17 protein-coding genes are annotated in these 19,292 nt (G+C 65.5%); 5 read left to right on the plus strand and 12 right to left on the minus strand.

Annotation, left to right across the window (positions count from 1 at the left end; all coding sequences use genetic code 11):
• Nucleotides 1–158 precede the first annotated feature (158 nt).
• Genes MYCSP_RS21390 through MYCSP_RS21400 form a run of 3 tightly spaced genes read right to left on the minus strand, consistent with a single transcriptional unit; the run spans nt 159 to nt 4,859 of the window.
• Nucleotides 159–1,319 (minus strand): acyl-CoA dehydrogenase family protein, encoded by a 1,161-nt coding sequence (locus MYCSP_RS21390; protein ID WP_083017487.1) that lies wholly within the window; start codon nt 1,317–1,319, stop codon nt 159–161.
• Nucleotides 1,316–3,277 carry an acetyl/propionyl/methylcrotonyl-CoA carboxylase subunit alpha gene (locus MYCSP_RS21395; RefSeq protein ID WP_088415061.1) on the minus strand — a complete coding sequence of 654 codons (1,962 nt, stop codon included), beginning with the start codon at nt 3,275–3,277 and terminating at the stop codon, nt 1,316–1,318. The genes MYCSP_RS21390 and MYCSP_RS21395 overlap by 4 nt, the downstream gene beginning before the upstream one ends.
• 4 nt (nt 3,278–3,281) lie before the next feature.
• Nucleotides 3,282–4,859 carry a carboxyl transferase domain-containing protein gene (locus tag MYCSP_RS21400; protein WP_070911787.1) on the minus strand — a complete coding sequence of 526 codons (1,578 nt, stop codon included), beginning with the start codon at nt 4,857–4,859 and terminating at the stop codon, nt 3,282–3,284.
• Nucleotides 4,860–4,959: 100 nt separating this feature from the next.
• On the opposite strand from MYCSP_RS21400, the gene MYCSP_RS21405 reads away from it, so the two are divergent.
• Nucleotides 4,960–5,559 (plus strand): SACE_7040 family transcriptional regulator, encoded by a 600-nt coding sequence (locus tag MYCSP_RS21405; RefSeq protein WP_070911786.1) that lies wholly within the window; start codon nt 4,960–4,962, stop codon nt 5,557–5,559.
• Here the strand turns inward: MYCSP_RS21405 and ricR are convergent.
• The 3 genes from ricR to MYCSP_RS21420 all read right to left on the minus strand — a co-directional run bounded on the left by ricR (nt 5,556) and on the right by MYCSP_RS21420 (nt 7,954).
• On the minus strand, nt 5,556–5,858 hold the full coding sequence (ricR, locus tag MYCSP_RS21410) for a copper-sensing transcriptional repressor RicR (protein ID WP_083017607.1): 303 nt from the start codon (nt 5,856–5,858) through the stop codon (nt 5,556–5,558). The two genes, MYCSP_RS21405 and ricR, sit on opposite strands and share 4 nt — an antisense overlap.
• A 6-nt stretch (nt 5,859–5,864) precedes the next feature.
• The gene (locus MYCSP_RS21415) at nt 5,865–6,494 is read right to left on the minus strand and encodes a DUF305 domain-containing protein (protein ID WP_070911784.1); all 630 of its coding nucleotides are present in this window, start codon (nt 6,492–6,494) and stop codon (nt 5,865–5,867) included.
• 74 nt (nt 6,495–6,568) lie between these two features.
• Nucleotides 6,569–7,954, minus strand: a complete 1,386-nt coding sequence (locus tag MYCSP_RS21420) for a WS/DGAT/MGAT family O-acyltransferase (RefSeq protein WP_162266393.1) — start codon at nt 7,952–7,954, stop codon at nt 6,569–6,571.
• 109 nt (nt 7,955–8,063) lie between these two features.
• On the opposite strand from MYCSP_RS21420, the gene ilvD reads away from it, so the two are divergent.
• The gene (ilvD, locus tag MYCSP_RS21425) at nt 8,064–9,800 is read left to right on the plus strand and encodes a dihydroxy-acid dehydratase (protein ID WP_070911783.1); all 1,737 of its coding nucleotides are present in this window, start codon (nt 8,064–8,066) and stop codon (nt 9,798–9,800) included.
• Between the two features lie 3 nt (nt 9,801–9,803).
• Here ilvD and MYCSP_RS21430 read toward each other — a convergent pair whose 3' ends face one another.
• From MYCSP_RS21430 to MYCSP_RS21440, 3 genes are read right to left on the minus strand one after another with little or no spacing between them, the layout of a single operon-like run.
• Nucleotides 9,804–10,787, minus strand: coding sequence for a hypothetical protein (locus MYCSP_RS21430; protein WP_088415063.1), 984 nt, complete (start codon nt 10,785–10,787; stop codon nt 9,804–9,806).
• Nucleotides 10,777–12,420: an HsdM family class I SAM-dependent methyltransferase gene (locus MYCSP_RS21435; RefSeq protein ID WP_083017609.1), complete on the minus strand. Its 1,644-nt coding sequence runs from the start codon at nt 12,418–12,420 to the stop codon at nt 10,777–10,779. Before MYCSP_RS21435 ends, MYCSP_RS21430 begins: the two co-directional genes overlap by 11 nt.
• Nucleotides 12,421–12,469: 49 nt before the next feature.
• Entirely contained in the window at nt 12,470–13,195 is a 726-nt protein-coding gene (locus MYCSP_RS21440) for a TetR/AcrR family transcriptional regulator (RefSeq protein WP_234795539.1), read from the minus strand.
• 86 nt (nt 13,196–13,281) lie between these two features.
• On the opposite strand from MYCSP_RS21440, the gene MYCSP_RS21445 reads away from it, so the two are divergent.
• On the plus strand, nt 13,282–14,988 hold the full coding sequence (locus MYCSP_RS21445; RefSeq protein ID WP_088415065.1) for an aldehyde dehydrogenase family protein: 1,707 nt from the start codon (nt 13,282–13,284) through the stop codon (nt 14,986–14,988).
• A gap of 47 nt (nt 14,989–15,035) precedes the next feature.
• Nucleotides 15,036–15,680 carry an O-methyltransferase gene (locus MYCSP_RS21450; RefSeq protein WP_088415067.1) on the plus strand — a complete coding sequence of 215 codons (645 nt, stop codon included), beginning with the start codon at nt 15,036–15,038 and terminating at the stop codon, nt 15,678–15,680.
• On the opposite strand, the gene MYCSP_RS21455 is transcribed toward MYCSP_RS21450, so the two are convergent.
• Together MYCSP_RS21455 and MYCSP_RS21460 are read right to left on the minus strand one after the other, a co-directional pair.
• Nucleotides 15,677–16,183, minus strand: coding sequence for a TIGR04338 family metallohydrolase (locus tag MYCSP_RS21455; protein WP_083017499.1), 507 nt, complete (start codon nt 16,181–16,183; stop codon nt 15,677–15,679). The two genes, MYCSP_RS21450 and MYCSP_RS21455, sit on opposite strands and share 4 nt — an antisense overlap.
• Nucleotides 16,180–16,932 (minus strand): DUF2786 domain-containing protein, encoded by a 753-nt coding sequence (locus tag MYCSP_RS21460; protein ID WP_070912030.1) that lies wholly within the window; start codon nt 16,930–16,932, stop codon nt 16,180–16,182. The genes MYCSP_RS21455 and MYCSP_RS21460 overlap by 4 nt, the downstream gene beginning before the upstream one ends.
• A gap of 138 nt (nt 16,933–17,070) precedes the next feature.
• Here MYCSP_RS21460 and MYCSP_RS21465 point away from each other — a divergent pair, with 138 nt between their 5' ends.
• A complete protein-coding gene (locus MYCSP_RS21465) occupies nt 17,071–18,327 on the plus strand; it encodes an oxygenase MpaB family protein (RefSeq protein ID WP_234809187.1) in 1,257 nt (418 codons plus the stop codon).
• Nucleotides 18,328–18,420: 93 nt separating this feature from the next.
• On the opposite strand, the gene MYCSP_RS21470 is transcribed toward MYCSP_RS21465, so the two are convergent.
• Nucleotides 18,421–19,239: an alpha/beta hydrolase gene (locus MYCSP_RS21470; RefSeq protein ID WP_070911778.1), complete on the minus strand. Its 819-nt coding sequence runs from the start codon at nt 19,237–19,239 to the stop codon at nt 18,421–18,423.
• Nucleotides 19,240–19,292: the final 53 nt, after the last annotated feature.

Here is a 19,292-nt window from a genome sequence, read left to right on the forward strand (position 1 = left end):
TTCACCAGCTCAAGAAAACCGTGCTTGACCAGGCCCTATCGCCATTGATTAGAAAAGGTCACATTCATAACCCCATAGGGGTACCTGACATGAGGCAGTGCGCTGGATGGCTGCGGGGGACCCCCCACTCACCCACCCAGCTAAGTACTCCCGACAGGTTACCGGGTGAGGGCGCGGGCGATGAGCATCAACTGCACCTCACTCGTTCCCTCGCCGATCTCCAGGATCTTGCTGTCGCGGTACTGACGGGCGACCGCAGACTCGTTCATGAAACCCGCTCCCCCGAAGATCTGAGTGGCGTCACGGGCGTTGTCCATGGCCGCCTCGCTGGCCACCAGTTTGGCGATCGAGGCCTCGGTCTTGAACGGCTTACCGGCCAGCAGCAGCGCCGCGGCGTGGTAGTAGGCCAGACGTGCGGTGTGCGCACGTGCCTGCATCCGGGCGATCTTGAACGATACGGACTGGTAGTCGATGATCGCGCTGCCGAAAGCAGGGCGGCTGCGTGCATATCGCAGGCTCTCGTCGACGCAGCCCTGCGCGGCACCGGTTGCCAACGCCGCGATGGCAATTCGCCCCTCATCGAGGATGCGCAGGAATCCCGCATACCCTCGGCCCCGCTCGCCCAGCAGATTCTCGTAGGGCACTCGGACATCGTCGAAGCTCAGCGGATGGGTGTCCGAGGCGTGCCAGCCGACCTTGTCGTATCCTGGTTCTACGGTGAATCCCGTTGTGCCCGCAGGCACGTGAATGACGGAGATCTCCGGCGATCCGTCCGCGGCACGGCCGGTCACCGCCGCCACGCCTACCACCGCGGTGATATCGGTGCCGGAGTTGGTGATGAATGCCTTGGAGCCGTTGATGACCCAGCTGCCACCGTCCTCGACGGCCTTGGTGCGGATCGATCCGGGGATGTCGGTGCCGCCACCGGGTTCGGTCAAACCGAAGGCGGCCAAAGAACTTCCGGATGCCAACTGAGGAAGCCAGCGCTGCTTCTGCTCCTCGTTTCCAAACCGATAGATCGGCATCGCCCCCAGCGAGACGGCCGCCTCGAGCGTGATGGCCACGCTCTGGTCCACTCGGGCCAGTTCCTCCAACGTCAGACAGAGGGCGAAGTAGTCACCACCCATGCCGCCGTATTCCTCGGGGAACGGTAGACCGAATAGCCCCATGTCACCCATCTGTGACACCACCGCGTACGGAAAGGTCTTGGTCGCGTCATGGTGCGCGGCGACCGGCGCCACCACTGAATTGGCGAACTCCTCAACGGTTTTACGCAGCGAGTCGTACTCGTCGGGCAGTTCGGCGGTGCTAAACGTCATGAGCTCCCCTCCTCGGGGTTGGTGGTTGGGTGGATGGTCGCCAGCAGCTGATCAACGGCCACCTGGTCGCCGACCGCCACTGAGACGGTGACGGTTCCGGCGATCGGCGCACGCAGGGTGTGCTCCATCTTCATCGCCTCGACAACCAACACCGGATCCTCGCGCTCGACGACGGTGCCGGTGCTCATCGACACCACCCGGACGACCCCCGGCATGGAGCTCCGAATCTCTCCGTCTTCGTCTTCGCCGTCAAGATGCCGCAATCGAGGTTCGGGTGCGATGTCGGCGTGCCAGGTTCCGTCCTCGGTGGCAATCCAGGCCGCGGCATCGGTCCGCGCAGCATCCGCGCGGTGCAGTTGGCCGGCGAACTCGACACTCACGTGCCCTGTCGCACAATGCACCTTGCCCCGAACCGGTTCACCGTCTCCGATACCGACCTCGGCGACCGGGTCACCCCAGAGACGCACAAGCTCCGTCGACTCCCCGATGCGAAGCCGATACGAGCGCGGTGCATGTTCGCCGACCCGCCAACCCGACTTGCCGTCCCATAGTGTTCCGCCTACGGATTCACCGTCGAGAAGGACCGACGCGGCGACCCACACCCACGGCGGCGTGACCGGCGGGTGGTACTCGGAGGCGATCTTGTCCAGCAACGTGGTATCGATATCACCCGATATCACAACAGGATTCGTTACCAACGCGCGCAAGAAGTCGATGTTGGTGCCCACCCCGAGTATCCGGGTCTCGGCCAGTGCCCGGTCGGCATCGGCGAGCGCGGTATCGCGGTCGGCGGCATGCACGATGACCTTGGCCAGCATCGGGTCGAACCGGGAGCCCACCACCGATCCCGTGGTCAGTGCGGTATCCGTACGCGCGCTGTCCGAAAAGTGCGCCAATGCAACGGTTCCACCAGTGGGGAGGAATTCACGCGCAGGGTCCTCGGCGTACACCCGTGCCTCGATCGCGTGTCCGGACAGCGAGATCTGTTCCTGTGTCAGCGGAAGGCGCTCGCCCGCCGCCACCAGGATCTGCCACTGCACCAGGTCGATACCGGTCACCATCTCGGTGACCGGATGTTCCACCTGGAGGCGAGTATTCATCTCCATGAAGTAGTACGACTCGGGCGCATCGCCGTCGAGGATGAATTCCACGGTTCCGGCGCCGAAATATCCGACGCTGCGCGCGATCTGACACGCGGTCTGCCCCATCGCGGCCCGCAGTTCCGGGGTGAGCAAGGGCGATGGCGCCTCCTCGATCACCTTCTGATGACGCCGCTGCAGGCTGCACTCGCGCTCGCCCAGGTGCACGATGTTGCCGTGGGTATCGCCGAACACCTGAACCTCGATGTGCCGGGGGCGGGCGAGGTAACGCTCGACCAACAAGGTGTCGTCGCCGAAGATCGCGGTGGCCTCGCGTCGCGCCGCGGCCAGCGCCTCGCGGACATCACTCAGGTCATGCACCACCCGCATGCCCTTGCCGCCGCCGCCCGCGGACGGCTTGATGATCAACGGCGTTCCGATCCGCTCGGCCACAGCCACCAGCTCGGTATCCGCAAGTGCGCCCACGCTGCCCGGCACCACCGGCTCGCCGGCGGCCGCCACGGTGTCCTTGGCCCTGATCTTGTCGCCCATCGCGTCCATGGCCTCGGCAGGCGGCCCGATGAAGGTGATCCCCGCAGCCTGGCAGGCCCGCACGAAGTCGGCATTCTCCGACACGAATCCGTACCCGGGGTGAATGGCGTCGGCGCCGGTCTGTTTGGCCGCACTGACAATCGCATCGATGTCGAGATAACCCGACGAGTCCGATCCGAGGCGCACCGCGGTGTCGCAGGCCCCGAGGTGATCGGTGTCGCCGTCGGTGTACACCGCGATGGAACCAATTCCCATGGCCCGCAGTGTTGATGCGATACGGACCGCGATCTCCCCGCGGTTGGCGATTAAGACGTTGTGCACTGTCACCTGGTCACATCCTGAAGACGCCGTAGGAAACCGGTTCGAGCGGCGCATTGGCGCAGATACCCAACGCCAACCCGAGCACCGTGCGGGTGTCCGCGGGGTCGATGACCCCGTCGTCCCAGAGGCGCGCCGTCGAATAGTACGGATTGCCTTGCCGTTCATACTGTTCGCGTATCGGCGCCTTGAAATCCTCCTGCTCTGCCGCGGTGAACTCCTTGCCCGACGCCGCGCTCTGGTCCGCGCGCACCGTGGCCAGTACCGATGCGGCCTGCTCACCACCCATCACCGAGATGCGGGCATTGGGCCACATCCAGAGGAATCGCGGCGAGTACGCCCGCCCGCACATCGAGTAGTTGCCGGCCCCATAGGAACCGCCGATGACCACGGTCAACTTGGGCACACGCGCGCAGGCCACCGCGGTGACCATCTTGGCCCCGTGTTTGGCGATGCCCGCGGCCTCGTAATCACGGCCCACCATGAATCCGGAGATGTTCTGCAAGAAGAGCAGCGGAATGCGCCGCTGATCGCACAACTCGATGAAATGTGCTGACTTCATGGCACTTTCCGCGAACAGCACGCCGTTGTTCGCGATGATGCCCACCGGGTGCCCGTGCAGCCGTGCGGTTCCGGTCACCACCGACTTGCCGTATTCCGCTTTGAACTCGGTGAACGTGCCGCCGTCCACGAGCCGAACTATCACGTCGTGCACGTCGTAAGGAATGCGTGGATCGGTAGGCACCACGTCGTACAACGTCCGCGGATCACGTTCCGGGGCAATGGTTTCGACAACGGGCCACGGTGGCTCGACCCTGGGCGCCAGGGTGGACACGATCCGCCGCACGATCCGCAAGGCATCCTTGTCGTCAGCGGCAAGGTGGTCGGTCACGCCCGACGTGCGGGAGTGTAGATCGCCACCACCGAGCTCCTCGGCGGTCACCACCTCGCCGGTGGCGGCCTTCACCAACGGCGGACCGCCCAGGAAGATCGTGCCCTGCTTGCGTACGATCACGGCCTCGTCGCTCATCGCCGGCACGTACGCACCGCCCGCGGTACAGCTGCCCAGCACTGCGGCGACCTGCGGAATTCCCTTGGCGCTCATGGTGGCCTGGTTGTAGAAGATCCGGCCGAAGTGCTCGCGGTCCGGGAACACCTCGTCCTGCTTCGGCAGGAACGCGCCGCCGGAATCCACCAGGTAGATGCAGGGCAGCCGGTTCTGTAGCGCGACTTCCTGAGCACGCAGGTGCTTCTTGACCGTCATCGGGTAGTAGGTGCCGCCCTTGACGGTGGCGTCGTTGGCGGCGATCACGCATTCCCGCCCCGAGACGCGGCCGATGCCGGCGATCATGCTCGCGCCGGGAGCATCGTCGTCGTACATGCCGTTGGCCGCCAGTGGCGACAACTCGAGGAACGGGCTACCCGGGTCCAGCAGTGCGTCGACGCGGTCACGCGGCAGCAGTTTGCCCCGGTCGACGTGTCGCCGCCTGGACTGCTCCGTGCCGCCGAGTGCCGCATGCGCCAGCCGCTGCCGCAGCTCGGCGACCAGCCGGGCGTGCTCCGCCCTGTTCTGCTCACCCACCAGAGTCATACCCAGCTCCGAAGTTTGAATTTCAGTTAATGACGATTAACTATGTTTAGGCTAATCTCGATTAACTGTTTTGTCTATAGCGGGCCATGGCGGAGGTGTGATGACCAACCTGATACCCGAGTCGGAAACCCCGAACAAACGCGAACGCGCCAAGGCCGACCGGCGTGACCAGCTGTTGCAGGCCGCCGCCCGCCTCCTCGCCATGCGCGGATATGCCCGGGTACGGCTGGAGGATCTGGGCTCGGCGGTGGGAATCAGTGGTCCCGCGATCTATCGGCACTTCCCCAACAAGGAAGCGCTGCTGGTGGATCTGCTGACCGATATCAGCCGTCGGCTATTGGACGGCGGGATGGCCGTCGCCGAGGCGGCAAGCACGGCGTCGGCGGCGCTAGACGGCCTCATCGACTTTCATCTCGACTTCGCGCTCACCGAGAGCGATCTGATCCGGGTGCAGGACCGCGACCTGGACTCGCTACCGGAGAACGCCCGTCGTCAGGTACGCCAATTCCAGCGCCGTTACGTCGAGGTCTGGGTCCAGGTGCTGTGCCGCATCGACGGGAGTCTCGACGAATCGGATGCGCGCATCAAGGCACACGCGGCCTTCGGCCTGATGAACTCCACGCCCTATAGCGCGGGCCGCTCGGCGCCTGCGCAGACGAGGGCTGTGCTGCGACAGATGGTTGTTGCCGCGCTGGACTAGCTGCGCACCAACCGGGCGATGGCCGCCGAGGCCTCTGCCAGCTTCTCGTCCGCATCCGCACCGCCGGAGGCCACGGCGTTGGAGACGCAATGACCGAGGTGCTCATCGAGCAGACCCAGAGCCACCGAACGCAACGCACTCTGAGCGGCACTGATCTGGGTCAGCACGTCGATGCAGTACTTGTCCTCGTCGATCATCTTCGCGATGCCACGCACCTGCCCCTCGATACGCAGGAGCCGCTTGGCGTAGTCATCCTTCTTCAGCGAGTAACCGTGTCCAGTCGAAGTCTTGGTGCTCATATCCATTTATCCCTTGAGAAGGCCCTGCATCGTGTCGATCTCAGGCTGCTGATTATCGATGATCTGTTGCGCCAACTGCTTTGCCGCAGGGTACTGGCCCCCGGAGAGTTCCGCATTCGACATGGCGACGGCACCCTGGTGATGGGCGATCATCGACTGCAGCCACAGCTGGTCGAAGACCTCGCCGTTGAGGGTCTTCATCCGGTCCAGTACCGGCGTGTCCACCATGCCAGGCATATGACCCGCCGGATCATGCCCCTCCGGCATCAGCGGCTGACCCCAGGCCTTGAGCCACCCGGTGAAGGTGTCGATCTCCGGCTGTTGCGCCGTCTCGATGTTCTTCGCAAGTTCGAGCACCGCGGGGTTGGCGGTGCGACCCTCGGTCAGCGCGGACATTTCGACGGCCTGCTGGTGATGCATGATCATCTGCTGAGCAAATGTCACATCGGCATCGTTGTGGTCGGACACCGGTGCCGCGGCATTGGTATCCAGCGTCGTCGTCATCCCGGACATGCCGGCATGGCCCGAATGCTCTGACTTCGACTCATCACCCTTGTCGCCCGAGCTACACGCGGAGAGAACCAGCACCGCAGCGGCAGCGCCGGCGAGAATGAGAGTCCGAGTTCGGTTTCGCATGCCCCCATCGTAGCTCAGATACCCCCGTAGGGTACGAGATACCGGTGGGTATACCCCTCGCGGGTACGAGTGCTCTAGCCGACGGACTCTTCCAGCTCCGTCAGCGCCTCCTCCAGATGCATGAGGATGCGCTGCAAATGCGGAACGCTGGTGCGGCATCCGGTCAGCCCGAAGTGCATGGACGAGCCACTGCTCGTGCAGGTGATATTCAACGCCACTCCGTCGATCGGGATGGATGCGGGGTAGCACCCGTCCATCTCGAAGCCGTTCCAGAACATGTCGGTGCGCGGCCCCGGCACGTTGGAAATGATCACGTTGAATGCAGGAGCAGCCCGATCCACCAAACCCGGGACGGCTCCGCTGAGTACGGGTGCGCCGTTGAGCGCGCCGACGAGCATCCGCTGCAGCGGCGTCATCTCCGAGAGCACCGACTTGGCGGCCTGCACCGAGTCGCGAATCGCGCTGAACCGCTCCAGGGGATCGGGCTTGTCGGTTGCCAGGTTGGCCAGTAGCGCGGTGATCGAGTTCCCCGCGTTCTGGTCGCCGTCTGCCCTGATCGACACCGGACACATGGCGACGAGCGGCTTGTCCGGCAGCGCGTTCTGCTCCTCCAGGTAGGTGCGCAACGCACCCGCGCACATCGCCAGCACCACGTCGTTGACCGTTCCGCCCAGCGCCTTCCCGGCCTCCTTGATCCGACCCATCGCCCAGGTCTGCGCCGCGAATCGCCGCGCCCCTCCGATCGACACGTTCAGCATGGTGTGCGGCGCGGACAGCGGCCTGACCAGCTGAGGGTCCGACAGCGCATGACGCCCGTACTTGAGCAGACCGGGGGGAATCGACACGACCTGGCGCACCGCGCCAGCCGCGCCCTTGACCAGGTCCAGCGCCGAGGTGTTGGTCGTGCTCACGATGCTGCTCTTGGCGCGCCGCTTGGCCGGGGCCCACACGGCCTGGCAGTCGCGCGCATCGGGATCGTCCGAGAGCGAGCGCATCATCATCCGCAAGGCGCCGACGCCATCGATCACCGCGTGGTGCATCTTGGTGTAGACGGCCAGGCGCCCGTCCGAAAGGCCCTCCACCACATGCATTTCCCACAGTGGCCGGTGCCGGTCCAGCGGGGAGCTGTGCCACCGGGAGGTGACGGTCAGCAGCTCACGGACCCGAGCCGGACGGGGCAGCGCCGAGCGGCGCACGTGGTACTCCCAGTCGATCTCGTCGTCGATGATCCAGGTGAGGTTGCCCATCACCGCCAGCGGCTGGCCAGGCCGTTTGCGGAAGTCCGAGGACACCTCGGTGGTCGACATCAGCTGTTCGTAGAACACCTCGGCGTAGTCCGGACCGGCGTCGACAGGCGGCTTGAACAGCTGCAATCCGCCGACGTGGAAGGGGTGTTCCCGCGTCTCCCCGATGAGGAACATCGAGTCGCTGACCGGCATCAATGGCATACCGGCCATCATTGCTGCCGACACGCCGTTTCGCGGCGGTTTCGTAGCGCACGTTTTGCCACGAGAGGCCGTGTCGACGCCTGTGGAATCCCGGTTGCACCGCCGAGGGATACTTAACCCCATGTCAGCCCCGCACAAGCCTGATTCTCTTCGCGCAAGCGGCTCATCGCAGCCCGATATCAAGCCCCGTAGCCGCGACGTCACCGACGGCCTGGAGAAGACCGCCGCCCGCGGGATGCTGCGCGCGGTAGGCATGGGCGACGACGACTGGGTCAAGCCGCAGATCGGTGTCGGTTCGTCGTGGAACGAGATCACCCCGTGCAACATGTCGCTGCAGCGACTCGCGCAGTCGGTCAAGGACGGCGTGCACGAGGGCGGCGGTTATCCGCTGGAATTCGGCACCATCTCCGTCTCCGACGGCATCTCCATGGGCCACGAAGGCATGCACTTCTCGCTGGTGTCGCGCGAGGTCATTGCCGACAGCGTCGAGACCGTCATGCAGGCCGAGCGCCTTGACGGTTCCGTGCTACTGGCCGGGTGCGACAAGTCCATTCCCGGAATGCTCATGGCCGCAGCACGTTTGGACCTCGCCTCGGTGTTCCTCTACAACGGCTCGATCATGCCCGGCAAGGCCAAGCTGACCGACGGCACGGAGAAGGAAGTCACCATCATCGACGCCTTCGAGGCCGTCGGTGCCTGTGCGCGCGGCCTAATGTCGCGTGAGGATGTCGACATCATCGAGCGCGCCATCTGTCCGGGTGAGGGCGCCTGCGGCGGCATGTACACCGCCAACACCATGGCCAGCGCCGCCGAGGCCCTCGGAATGTCGTTGCCGGGCAGCGCCTCGCCGGTCGCCATCGACAAGCGCCGCGAGGACTACGCACGCAAGTCCGGCGAGGCCGTCGTCGAAATGCTGCGCCGCGGGATCACCGCGCGCGACATCCTCACCAAGGAGGCCTTCGAGAACGCCATCGCCGTGGTGATGGCGTTCGGCGGGTCCACCAACGCGGTGCTGCACCTGCTGGCCATCGCCAAAGAGGCTGAGGTCGAACTGTCGCTGGCCGACTTCACTCGCATCGGCAACAAGGTGCCGCACCTCGCCGATGTGAAACCCTTTGGCCGCCACGTGATGAAGGACGTCGACGAAATCGGTGGCGTCCCGGTGGTGATGCGTGCGCTACTGGACGCCGGCCTGCTGCACGGCGAGTGCCTCACGGTCACCGGCAAGACCATGGCCGAGAACCTCGCTCACATCGCACCGCCGGACCCGGACGGCAAGGTGCTGCGCGCCATGAACAACCCGATCCACCCCACCGGCGGCATCACCATCCTGCACGGCTCGCTGGCGCCCGAGGGCGCGGTCGTCAAGTCGGCAGGCTTTGAGTCCGATGTCTTCGAAGGCACCGCCAGGGTTTTCGAGCGGGAACGGGCAGCACTCGATGCGCTGGAAGACGGCACCATCACGCACGGCGACGTCGTCGTCATCCGTTACGAGGGCCCCAAGGGTGGCCCCGGCATGCGCGAGATGCTGGCCATCACCGGCGCCATCAAGGGTGCGGGCCTCGGTAAGGACGTGCTGTTGATGACCGACGGCCGCTTCTCCGGCGGCACCACCGGACTGTGCGTGGGTCACATCGCACCCGAGGCCGTGGACGGCGGTCCCATCGCATTCGTCGAGGACGGCGACCGCATCCGGCTCGATGTCGGCAACGGAAAGCTCGATCTCCTGGTCGACGAGGCGGAAATCGCCAAGCGCCGTGAGGGATTCGAACCGCTGCCGCCGCGGTACAAGACCGGGGTTTTGGCCAAGTACACCAAGCTGGTCCAGTCGGCGGCCGTCGGCGCGGTCTGCGGCTAGGGCTTATCTACCCTCGTCGCGTAGGTCCCGGGCCCGTTCGTGCTGGGTGACGCTCGAGTTATCCAGCACGATATTGAGCATCATCCCGAAGAAACGTCCAGGCTCCAGTTCCTCGGGTACCAGCTCATGGCGCAGCGTCACCGCGGGCAGCGCGGCCAGATCCGCGGCCGTATCGGCCGAGGCTTCCTGGTCGATGTCTTCGATCTCGACCTCATCGGGTTCGATGACGACGTCGTCCGGTTTCTCCTCGCCGCCACCGGGCGCACTACCTTCCCATTCCGGAACGACGAGGGCGCAGGCGTTGTAGGCGTCTTCTTCACGTCCCAGCTTGATAAGCAGGTCAACGATCCACCTGAATGTGCGCGGTTCATCCGTGTGGGCCGTGGAGCGCAGGCCGTAGACGAAGCCGCGTGCGGCCAGCGGGTGACGCAACGCGAGATTCTTGGCGTCGCCATAGGACTCTTCCACCCGATTGGCGGCGTTCTTACCGAACGAGGAATCCATGCGTTTGGTCGAGATGAGAAGTTCGGGCCCGGTCAGCCAGGACGACATGACGACGTCGACCTGCTTGAGGTAGTTCTTGCCCGCAATGACCGCCGACGCCGTTCCCACACCTCCGGTGCCCTTGCCTGCCCGCAGCCGCTCAAGGAGCGCGTGCTTGCCCATGGTCACCGGGACGGCGTTGAGGAACTTCAGGACATCTCGTTCGACGACACGCGGCGCTTCGGCGCGCGGCCACACCGCATCCGGATCCAGCCCCGCTCGCCGTAGCTCGTAGGCAACCCATACGTCGAGTGCCAGCGCGGGAACACCGGATTGGGTCTCCGCGCCGAGATAGAGCGGCACCGCCAGCAGAGTTCTGAGCGTCTGGTAATCCGGGTGGAAGCGCTTCGACGCCCACGGGTTGACGTCCTTGAGCGCCGCCCCCGCGACGATGGCGTCGAACAGCGGCCAGGCCGCGGCCTTGGCGTTGGGCTTACTGGCCACCGGTCGACCTGCCCCGCGCGAACCGCCGCGCCGTGAGATCGGCATGATCCTGGCGCAAGGCACCCAGGTGCTTCTTCTTCATCTTCATTGCGCCGATCAACAGCACCTCGTCCACCATCGCGACAGCATCCAGGAGCTGGCCCGCACGTAGTCGCGCTGCCACCGTGGGCCGCAGACTGCGCAGATCGGCCGCGACGCGGCGGACAAGCGCCGGGGAAGGCACGGGCAGCGCGTCGGCCTCTCGGGGCTCGATCTTGAGCATGCCGCCACCGTACGACCGTCCTACCGTCTCGGCTCCGACGAGTGTCACCGAGTTCAACGCCGCAATCGGCAGCAGGGCCATGCCGTCCTTACGCACCTCGTTGCGCAGATAGACACCGTGGACCGAGTTGAGATGATGTACACCAACATGATTGGAGGCAAGGCGCGGCGTGTCCGCGTTCATGTAGGTCAAGAACAAGTCCGCGGGGCGCAGATACGGCACGCGCCACCACGGGGTACGCACTCGGCATTTGTAGGCCAGGTGCACATCAAGGTCCTCCCCGGAATGGATATAGCGCCACGCCGCGCGCGACGGAGTGTCCGCGGGTCGAAACAGATAGCTCGCGCGGCCCTCTGCGCCAAGCAGATCGAACGCGTTCTTGGTGAGCGTCAATGCCCGTAGATGTCGCGAACCCGGTGGAGACAAGGCCAACACATCCGAGGGGGCCAGGCCGAGATCCTTCACCTTGGCCGGTGGCAGGGTGAAGAATCGGTTATTGCCTGTGACCATGCCCAAGGTCGTGTCGCCCCAGGCTTCCAGGCAGGTGAAGTCACCGCCTACAACGGCGGAATTGAAGGCCCCCAAGCCGATTTCGGACATCAATCCGGCAGACCATTTGCCCCCCTTGCTCGGTGGGGTCCAACGCCGCGAGGCGGTCAGTTGCGCGAGCCCGAGAATGTCGCGCACCTGCCATAGCGTCATATGGTCGGTGCCGATGTCACCGTCAGGTGAAAACCCTTCTGCCAGTAGGAGAACGACCTCCTCCTGGACATCCGGAAACACGCGCTCCTGGAAGAGCACCAGCCCTACCGACCGAAACCGCTCCAGCAGGAACTGCCGTACCTGCGCCGCATAGTTGACCGTCAGCAGTTCGGCCGGCAGCACCAACGCCAACCGCCCGCCCGCCTTGAGGTGCAACGCCGAATGCACGGTAAACGCGGCCCAAGATGATGCGAGGTTGGTCAACGACACCCCCGCGCGAAGAGCAGCGCGTCGCGCTCGGGAACGAGACTCGCCGACGAAATCCTGGTAGCGCACATAGGGCGGGTTACCGACCACGGCGTCATACGTCCCGAACTCGGAGTGCAGGAAGAAATCACCGGGATGCACGGCAGCGTCTACACCGTTGGCCCGCAGGCTTCGCTGGGATTCAGCGGCCGAGCCGGGATGCAATTCCACGCCCACCAAACGGCCAACATGGTTCCCCCGCCGCCCGACCTCGTGCAGGAAGACGGCCTCGCCACAGGACGGCTCCAACACAGCGTCCTCGGGGTCACGCACCGCCCAGTCAACAAGAAATTGGGCAACCGGGGCCGGGGTGAAGTAAGCGCCGCGCGCCTTTCGCAGCGCTGCGCTGTCACCGGGGAGCATACGCATATCGTGCCCGAACACACCGACACCGCGGTGCTGCCCCGCCGGGCTAGACCACCCGGTGTGGATCCCGGTAACTGTCTGCCATCCGGGCGATCTCCCCGGGTTCCGGCAACGGCTCGTCGGGAGCTATGTAGACACCCCCTGCACGCAGCGTGTCGTCGAGCAGCAGCCATATCCACCGGACCTGATCGGCGATCAACCGTTCTTGCGACGTGCCCCCCGGGTTATCCAGCCAGTGGCTGGTCGCGGTTTCGATCATGCCCACGATGCCCATCGCCAGGATGTCACTTTCTACCGCGATCCCGAAGGCGCCCAGATACACGGCGAAAACCTGCCCGAGGTGCGTACCGACCGACAACTTGATGTCGGTGATCGCGTCCGGCGCATTGGAGTCCTCGGCCATAGAGCAATGCGCCAGATATCGATAGAGGTTCCGGTGCTCGACGAGGAAACGTGCGTGCGCACCAACCCCCGCCTCGATGATCTGGGCCATCGACCCATGCGGCTCCCACAACGGCGCAAGGTCGCCGATGAGCATCTCGCCGGCCCGCTGTGCCACGGCGCGCTGCAGATCCGACGCGTCGGTGAAATGACGGTAGAGCTTGGTCCGGGTGACCCCGACATAGACGGCGATCTGTTCGGTCGAGGTCTGCGGGCCGTGCTCGGCGATGGCCGCAAGTGCGGCGTCCACGAATTCCGCGCGCCGACGTTCGCGCTGGCCACTCCACCGGCCGGCGGCGCATTCTTCGACATCGGGCTGCACGAAGCTCACTCTAGCAATGGTGTGGTACGTCACGTACCATGTGACCCACCGAACACATCGGCACCCGACTTCGACAAGAGCGCGAGCTGACATTCATGACCGACGTACAGATCGAATCCCCGGTAGACCAGGCACTGCAGGACCTGACCGAAGGCGAAAAAGCCTGGGCCAAGACCTCTTTGACTCAACGTCTGCAGCTACTGGCCGAGACTCGGCAAGCCGTGATCGACAACGCGCAGCAGTGGGTGCAGGCCGCCGCGTTCCAGATCAAGAAGCTCGACCCGGAATCTCCGCTGGTCGGCGAGGAATGGATCTCGGGCCCGTACGCGGTGGCGGGCGCCATCGCCGCCCTGTCTGCCAGCTTGGAGCAGCTGCAGGCCGGGCACAGCCCGCTGCGTGACGCCAAGTTCGGTGTCACCCCCGGCGGCCGCACGACGGTTTCGGTCTTGCCGCTCAACATCTTCGACAGCCTGCTGCTGTCGGGTTTCAGTGCCGAGTTGTGGTTGCAGCCCGGGGTGGATCAGGCCGAGGCGCTACGCACGGCGGGCCTGGCGCAGCGCGACCCCAGCAAGACCAATGGGGTCGGCGCGGTGCTCGGTGCCGGCAACATCACGTCGATCGCGCCGCTGGACACCCTCTACGAACTGTTCGCCAACAACCGCGTGGTCGCGCTCAAGCTGAACCCCATCACCGATCCGCTGCTGCCGGTGTTCACCAAGGTGCTGCAGCCTTTCATCGCGATCGGCGCGGTGCGGATCCTCACCGGTGGGGCCGATGTCGGCACCTATCTGGTGCACCACCGGCTCGTCGACCACGTTCACATGACCGGCAGCTCGGTCACCCACGACGCGATCGTGTTCGGCACCGGCGAGGAGGGCGCGCAACGCAAGGCCGGTAATCAGCCGGTTCTGGACAAGGCCATCACCAGCGAGCTCGGCGGCGTCTCACCCACCATCGTGGTGCCCGGCGAGTGGAGCTCCTCGGATATCGAGTTCCAGACCCGGCACATCGCCACCCAGCGGTTGCACAACAACGGCTACAACTGCATCGCCTCGCAGGTCGTGGTGCTCTCGAAGGCCTGGCCGCAACGCGAGGAGTTCCTGACCGCACTGCGTAAGGCCGTCGACGAGGCACCTCCGCGACCCGCCTACTACCCCGGCTCCGATGACCGGGTGGCCGGCGCGCAAAAGTCCTACCCTGGTGCCGAGCGCCTCGGACAAAACGGTGCACGCGTGCTCGTGGTCGATCCCGACGATCGGACGGCGCTGCTGCGCACCGAGTACTTCGGACCGGTACTGGGAGTCATCGAACTCGATTCCTCCGGATCGCAGTTCATCCAGGAGGCGGCCAGGGTCGCCAACGACGAATTCGTCGGAACCCTCGGCGTGAACGTCCTGGCGCATCCGGACACCATCAAGGCGCTCGGACCGACTTTCGACACCTTCATCGAGGATCTGCGGTACGGCACGGTGGCCATCAACGCCTGGACCGGCGTGGGCTACCTGACCCCCGCTGCCACCTGGGGCGCGTTCCCCGGTCACGTCCTCAACGACGTGCAGAGCGGAATCGGCGTGGTGCATAACGGCTTCCTCGTCGAGAAGCCCGAACGCACCGTGGTGCGCGGCCCCTTCCGTCCGTTCCCGCGGTCCATCGTGCACCGAGAGTGGGCACTGTCCCCGAAGCCGCCGTGGTTCGTGAGCAACGCCACCGCCGCGGGCACGGGCGAACTACTGGTCGATTTCGCCAGTAAGCCCAGTCTGCGGAAGGTTCCCCGGATCTTCATCTCCGCGCTGCGGGGCTGACGAACCAACAAGGCCAATACTCAGGAATCAGGCGTACCCTCACGGAAGTGACTCTCTCCCAATCTGTGTGGGCCGACATCGACGACTATCTGGAGCGCACCGTCGCACCCGACGCCTCCGAACTGGACCATATTCGACAGGCACAGGACGACGGTGGCCTACCGGATATCGCGGTATCGGCGACACAGGGCAAATTCCTGTACCTGCTGGCCACCATCGCCAAGGCTCGGCGTGTGCTGGAGATAGGCACACTGGGCGGGTATAGCACCGCATGGCTCGCCAAGGCGGTCGGACCCGACGGCACCGTCGTGACGCTCGAGTACGAACCCAAGCACGCGGCCGTCGCTCAGGCGAGTTTGGAGCGCGCCGGGCTGGCCGAACAGGTCGAGATCCTGGTGGGGAGCGCCCTGGACAATCTTCCGTCGGTTCAGGGGCCGTTCGATCTGGTCTTCATCGACGCCGACAAGGCCAACAATCCCAACTATCTGGGCTGGGCACTGCGACTGAGCACGCCGGGATCGGTCATCGTGGTGGACAACGTGATTCGTTGGATCTCCCAAGAAGGGCCGAATGCCGACGGTACCCGGGACGCGTTGGAGCTGCTGGGGTCCAATCCGCGACTCGATGCCACCGCGCTGCAGACCGTCGGCGTCAAAGGCTGGGACGGATTGGCCATCGCCGTGGTGCGCTAGCGCGCCCCCTCGCGCGCATACACGGTGCGCAGCACGAATTCCACCTCAGGACCCATCGCCAGCCCCGCCAACTCCGGATAGAGGGTGACGAACTCGTGCCCGTGCGCCGGGCCGTCCTGCGGGCATAAGTGATGCGCCAGCTCGTGCAGGATCACCAGTTCGCGCATGGCCCAGGCACTCCCGTTACGGTCATCGGGAACGGCGATGGTGGCCCGGTCTCCGTCGCACTCGTAATGCGCCGCCGTCGCGCCGCGCCGGGCACGCACCGTGACGGGTCCGGCCGGCCATCTGTTGTCGACGAGGGCCAGCACCTCGTCGACATAGCGCTGCACCGATTCGACCGAAGCGAAGCGGGCCTCAGGAGGGAGCGTCAGCCTGGCGCCGAAGAAGTCGATATCGCGTTGGCTGTGACTGGCGGCCCGTTCGAAGATGGTCCGCACAAACTCCTCGGCCGCGTACACCTTGGCGCGCTGAGCATCACGGGGGCGCGGCTGATCGCTCAGTTTCTATCCAATGCTGTTCGCGCGCCCGCTAGTTCAGGACTGGCGCCGAGCCTGGCCCGCCGGCCCGCGCGATCACCCGCACGCCGGGCATGCGAGGAGTAACCCGCCTGCGCGCTCACCGCGCGCCATCGCCCGCGCGCTGTCGAGGTGCCCTTGTAGAAGTCGCGTAGCTCGATTTCCTTGTCACGTAGCACCAGTTCGGTTCCCGTGCCGCGCTTCTCGGTCTTGACGGCCTCGGCACGTGCCTCTTGACGGGCATCGGTCAGCCGCTGCCCCACCCGCGTGCCGAACGCCAGCTGGAAGTTGAGGCGGGCCGTGATGGTCGGAGTGGGACGGTGCGCCCCGGAGCTGATGTAGGCGTCCGACGCCCTGACCATCTGGACCACCAGGCTGGCGTAGAGCGCGTGGACCGCGTCGATATCCTCCGCGAAACCGTAGGCGTACACATAGGTCGAGTTGGAGGCGACGTCGCAGGTGACGTCGTTGGCGCCGGCGATCAAGGCGAACAAGTTGACGTAGGTCCGCAGCCCCCGCGTACCCGCCTCGCCGATGGTGATCGTGCGCTGGGTGGGCCGCGCCTGGGCATCTCGTTTAGCCGAGTGTGCCCGAGCCACCGCGAGGTCGATGGAGGTAGCGGTGGCCAACCGCTGCGCCGCCGCCATGAAAGCCTCTGCTTCGTGGGCGTTGTCGGTGCCCTCAGCCTGACGGAGCAGGGCGGCGATCCGCGAGAGCTGCTTGTCCTCTGTCACGAAGGCCAGATTAGGCGAGGACTGGGACATGCCGCCGGGCCAAGCCTCGCCTACGCTTCTGACAACACTAGTTGTCAATTAGGTCACGCTGTGTTTCGATAGCCCGGTATGAGACATGCGCAGAACGGTGGAGGCCGCGTGACCGTGCTAGAGAATGCTGCGCTACCTGCGGCGTACGCCGAGAATCTGGAAAACCCGGCACCGGTGCACACCGGCGTGCGAAACGCCCTGCGCCGCTGGGTCGGCTTCGATCTGAGCCCCTCCGACGAGGTGATCCGGCAGTACGGGGCCGGCCTGTGGATAACCGATCCGGTCGCCGAGAAATTCGTCGAAGAGGTCTACTACGGCGACATCGGCCCGGAGCGCGGCCGGGAACTACTCGATCGCGCCCTCAGCGAGGGAATCGACACCGTCGACGCCCCGGAATCGATGCGGGCATTGTTCGCCGAGTTCGACACGCTGCCGCCCTGGGCCGACCCTCAACTCATCGAGTCCGGAGCTGCCGTGTGGAGACGATGGGGCTACGACATGGGCTCCATCGCCAACGCGGGCACCATGGACACCTATACCGAAGGCTGGCTGGCAACCCCGCTCTCACTCGCGGGTGGTTACGCGGGCCAAGGCGCGATGCACCGCCACCTCGAGACCAGCCGGTGGTGGCTCGAGTGCGCGCGGCCCGGCGCCGCCCTGGACCGGTATTCGGTGGCCCGGCAGATCACCATGAAGATCCGCGTCATGCACGTCTCGGTACGCCGCGGGGTCCGCAAACACCCGGAGTGGCGCCGCGAGCAATGGGGCGAGCCCATCAGCCAGTCGGAGATGCTGTTGACACTCATCGCCGGCAGCGTGGCGCCCGGACTCGGACTGTGGGCGGTCGGATATCTCACCACCCGATCGGAAATGGTTGCGGCCCTGCATTTTTGCCGATACCTGGGCTACCTGCTCGGGGTGCGGTGCGATGACATCTACCCCGAGACGGTCGCCGACGCGGTGCGGATCCTGTACCACTTCGACGCCACCCGCGCCTATGACGGCGGGAAGGCCTCACGTGAGCTCGTGGAGTCGTTCGTCCCGTCGTTTACACCTAATCCCGGCTCGTCACCCGCCAATCGGCTCCGGGGACTGTTCCATCTGCAACTACAGGCAGGTTTCACGCGACTGTTCATGCTGCCGTGGAACCGCAAGCTCTACCGGATTCCCAACGGCTGGCTCGGCACCGCGGCGCTCGTCGCCCGGGCGCCGTTCGTGGCCGCGATAGAACTTGCTCGCCATGCCGTTCCGGCGGTGGACCGCCGTTGGCAGCGGGGCAAGATGCGGCGCTGGGAACACTGGATCGACTGGCAATCCGGTGCGCACACCCACGAATTCCGCGACCTCTCGGCCATGCGCCGCTAGCAGGCTCGCCCCTCGCCTCGCCGACACGCCGTCTTCCGGCGAACACGTGCGATACGAATCCACCGCCACGCGGCGTGTCGGCGTCAGGAAGCGTCAGAGGCGAGCGTCGATCCAGCCCACAACCTCGTCGAGCACGAGTTCCTTCTCGAACTCGTTGAAGATCTCGTGGTAGAGGCCTTCCCAGATCTTCAGCGTGGCATCGGGCGCCGATTCGGACAGCCACACGCTTCCTTCGGGGGCCGTCAGGCGATCGTCGCTGCCGTGCATCGTCAGCACCGGACGGTTCAGCCCGGCCGCCCGCTGCCGCATCGTCTTGCCCACACCCAGCAGCGCCCGGCCGATGCCCGCAGGCACCCGGCCGTGATGCACCAGCGGGTCGGCGTTGTACGCGGCGATGATCGCCGGATCATGCGAGATCGCGTTGACATCGAGCTTCTGTACCGGCAGCCCGGGCGCCAGCCGCCCCACCACCGGAGCCACCAACGTCAGCACGTACGGCAGCCCCACCTGCGCGGCGATCGCCGGGCCGGACAGCACCATCAGGTCGTAGCGATCCTGGTGGTCCACACCGTAGGCGAACACGATCCCGCCGCCCATGCTGTGGCCCAGCACAATGCGCTTCAGGTCGGGATGCTCGCGCGCCGCGATGTCCACCAGCGTGCCGAAGTCATCGGTGTACTCCGAGATGTCCCGCAGGTAGACGCGCTTGCCTCCCGACCGTCCGTGGCCGCGGTGATCCAGGGCGTACACCAGGTATCCGGCGTCATTGAATCGCTGGGCCACATGGTCGTACCGGCGGGCGTGTTCACCGAATCCGTGCGAGAGCACCACCACCGCGCGTGGTGTGCCCTGCGGCGTCCAGGTGTCGTAGACGATCCGCACGTTGTCGGCGCCGTCGAAGGCGCGTTGCACCCGGCTCGATGCTCTGCGCTGACGCTCATCGCTAGATCCACTCACCCCGGAAA

This window comes from Mycobacteroides saopaulense (assembly GCF_001456355.1).
GTDB lineage: Bacteria > Actinomycetota > Actinomycetes > Mycobacteriales > Mycobacteriaceae > Mycobacterium > Mycobacterium saopaulense.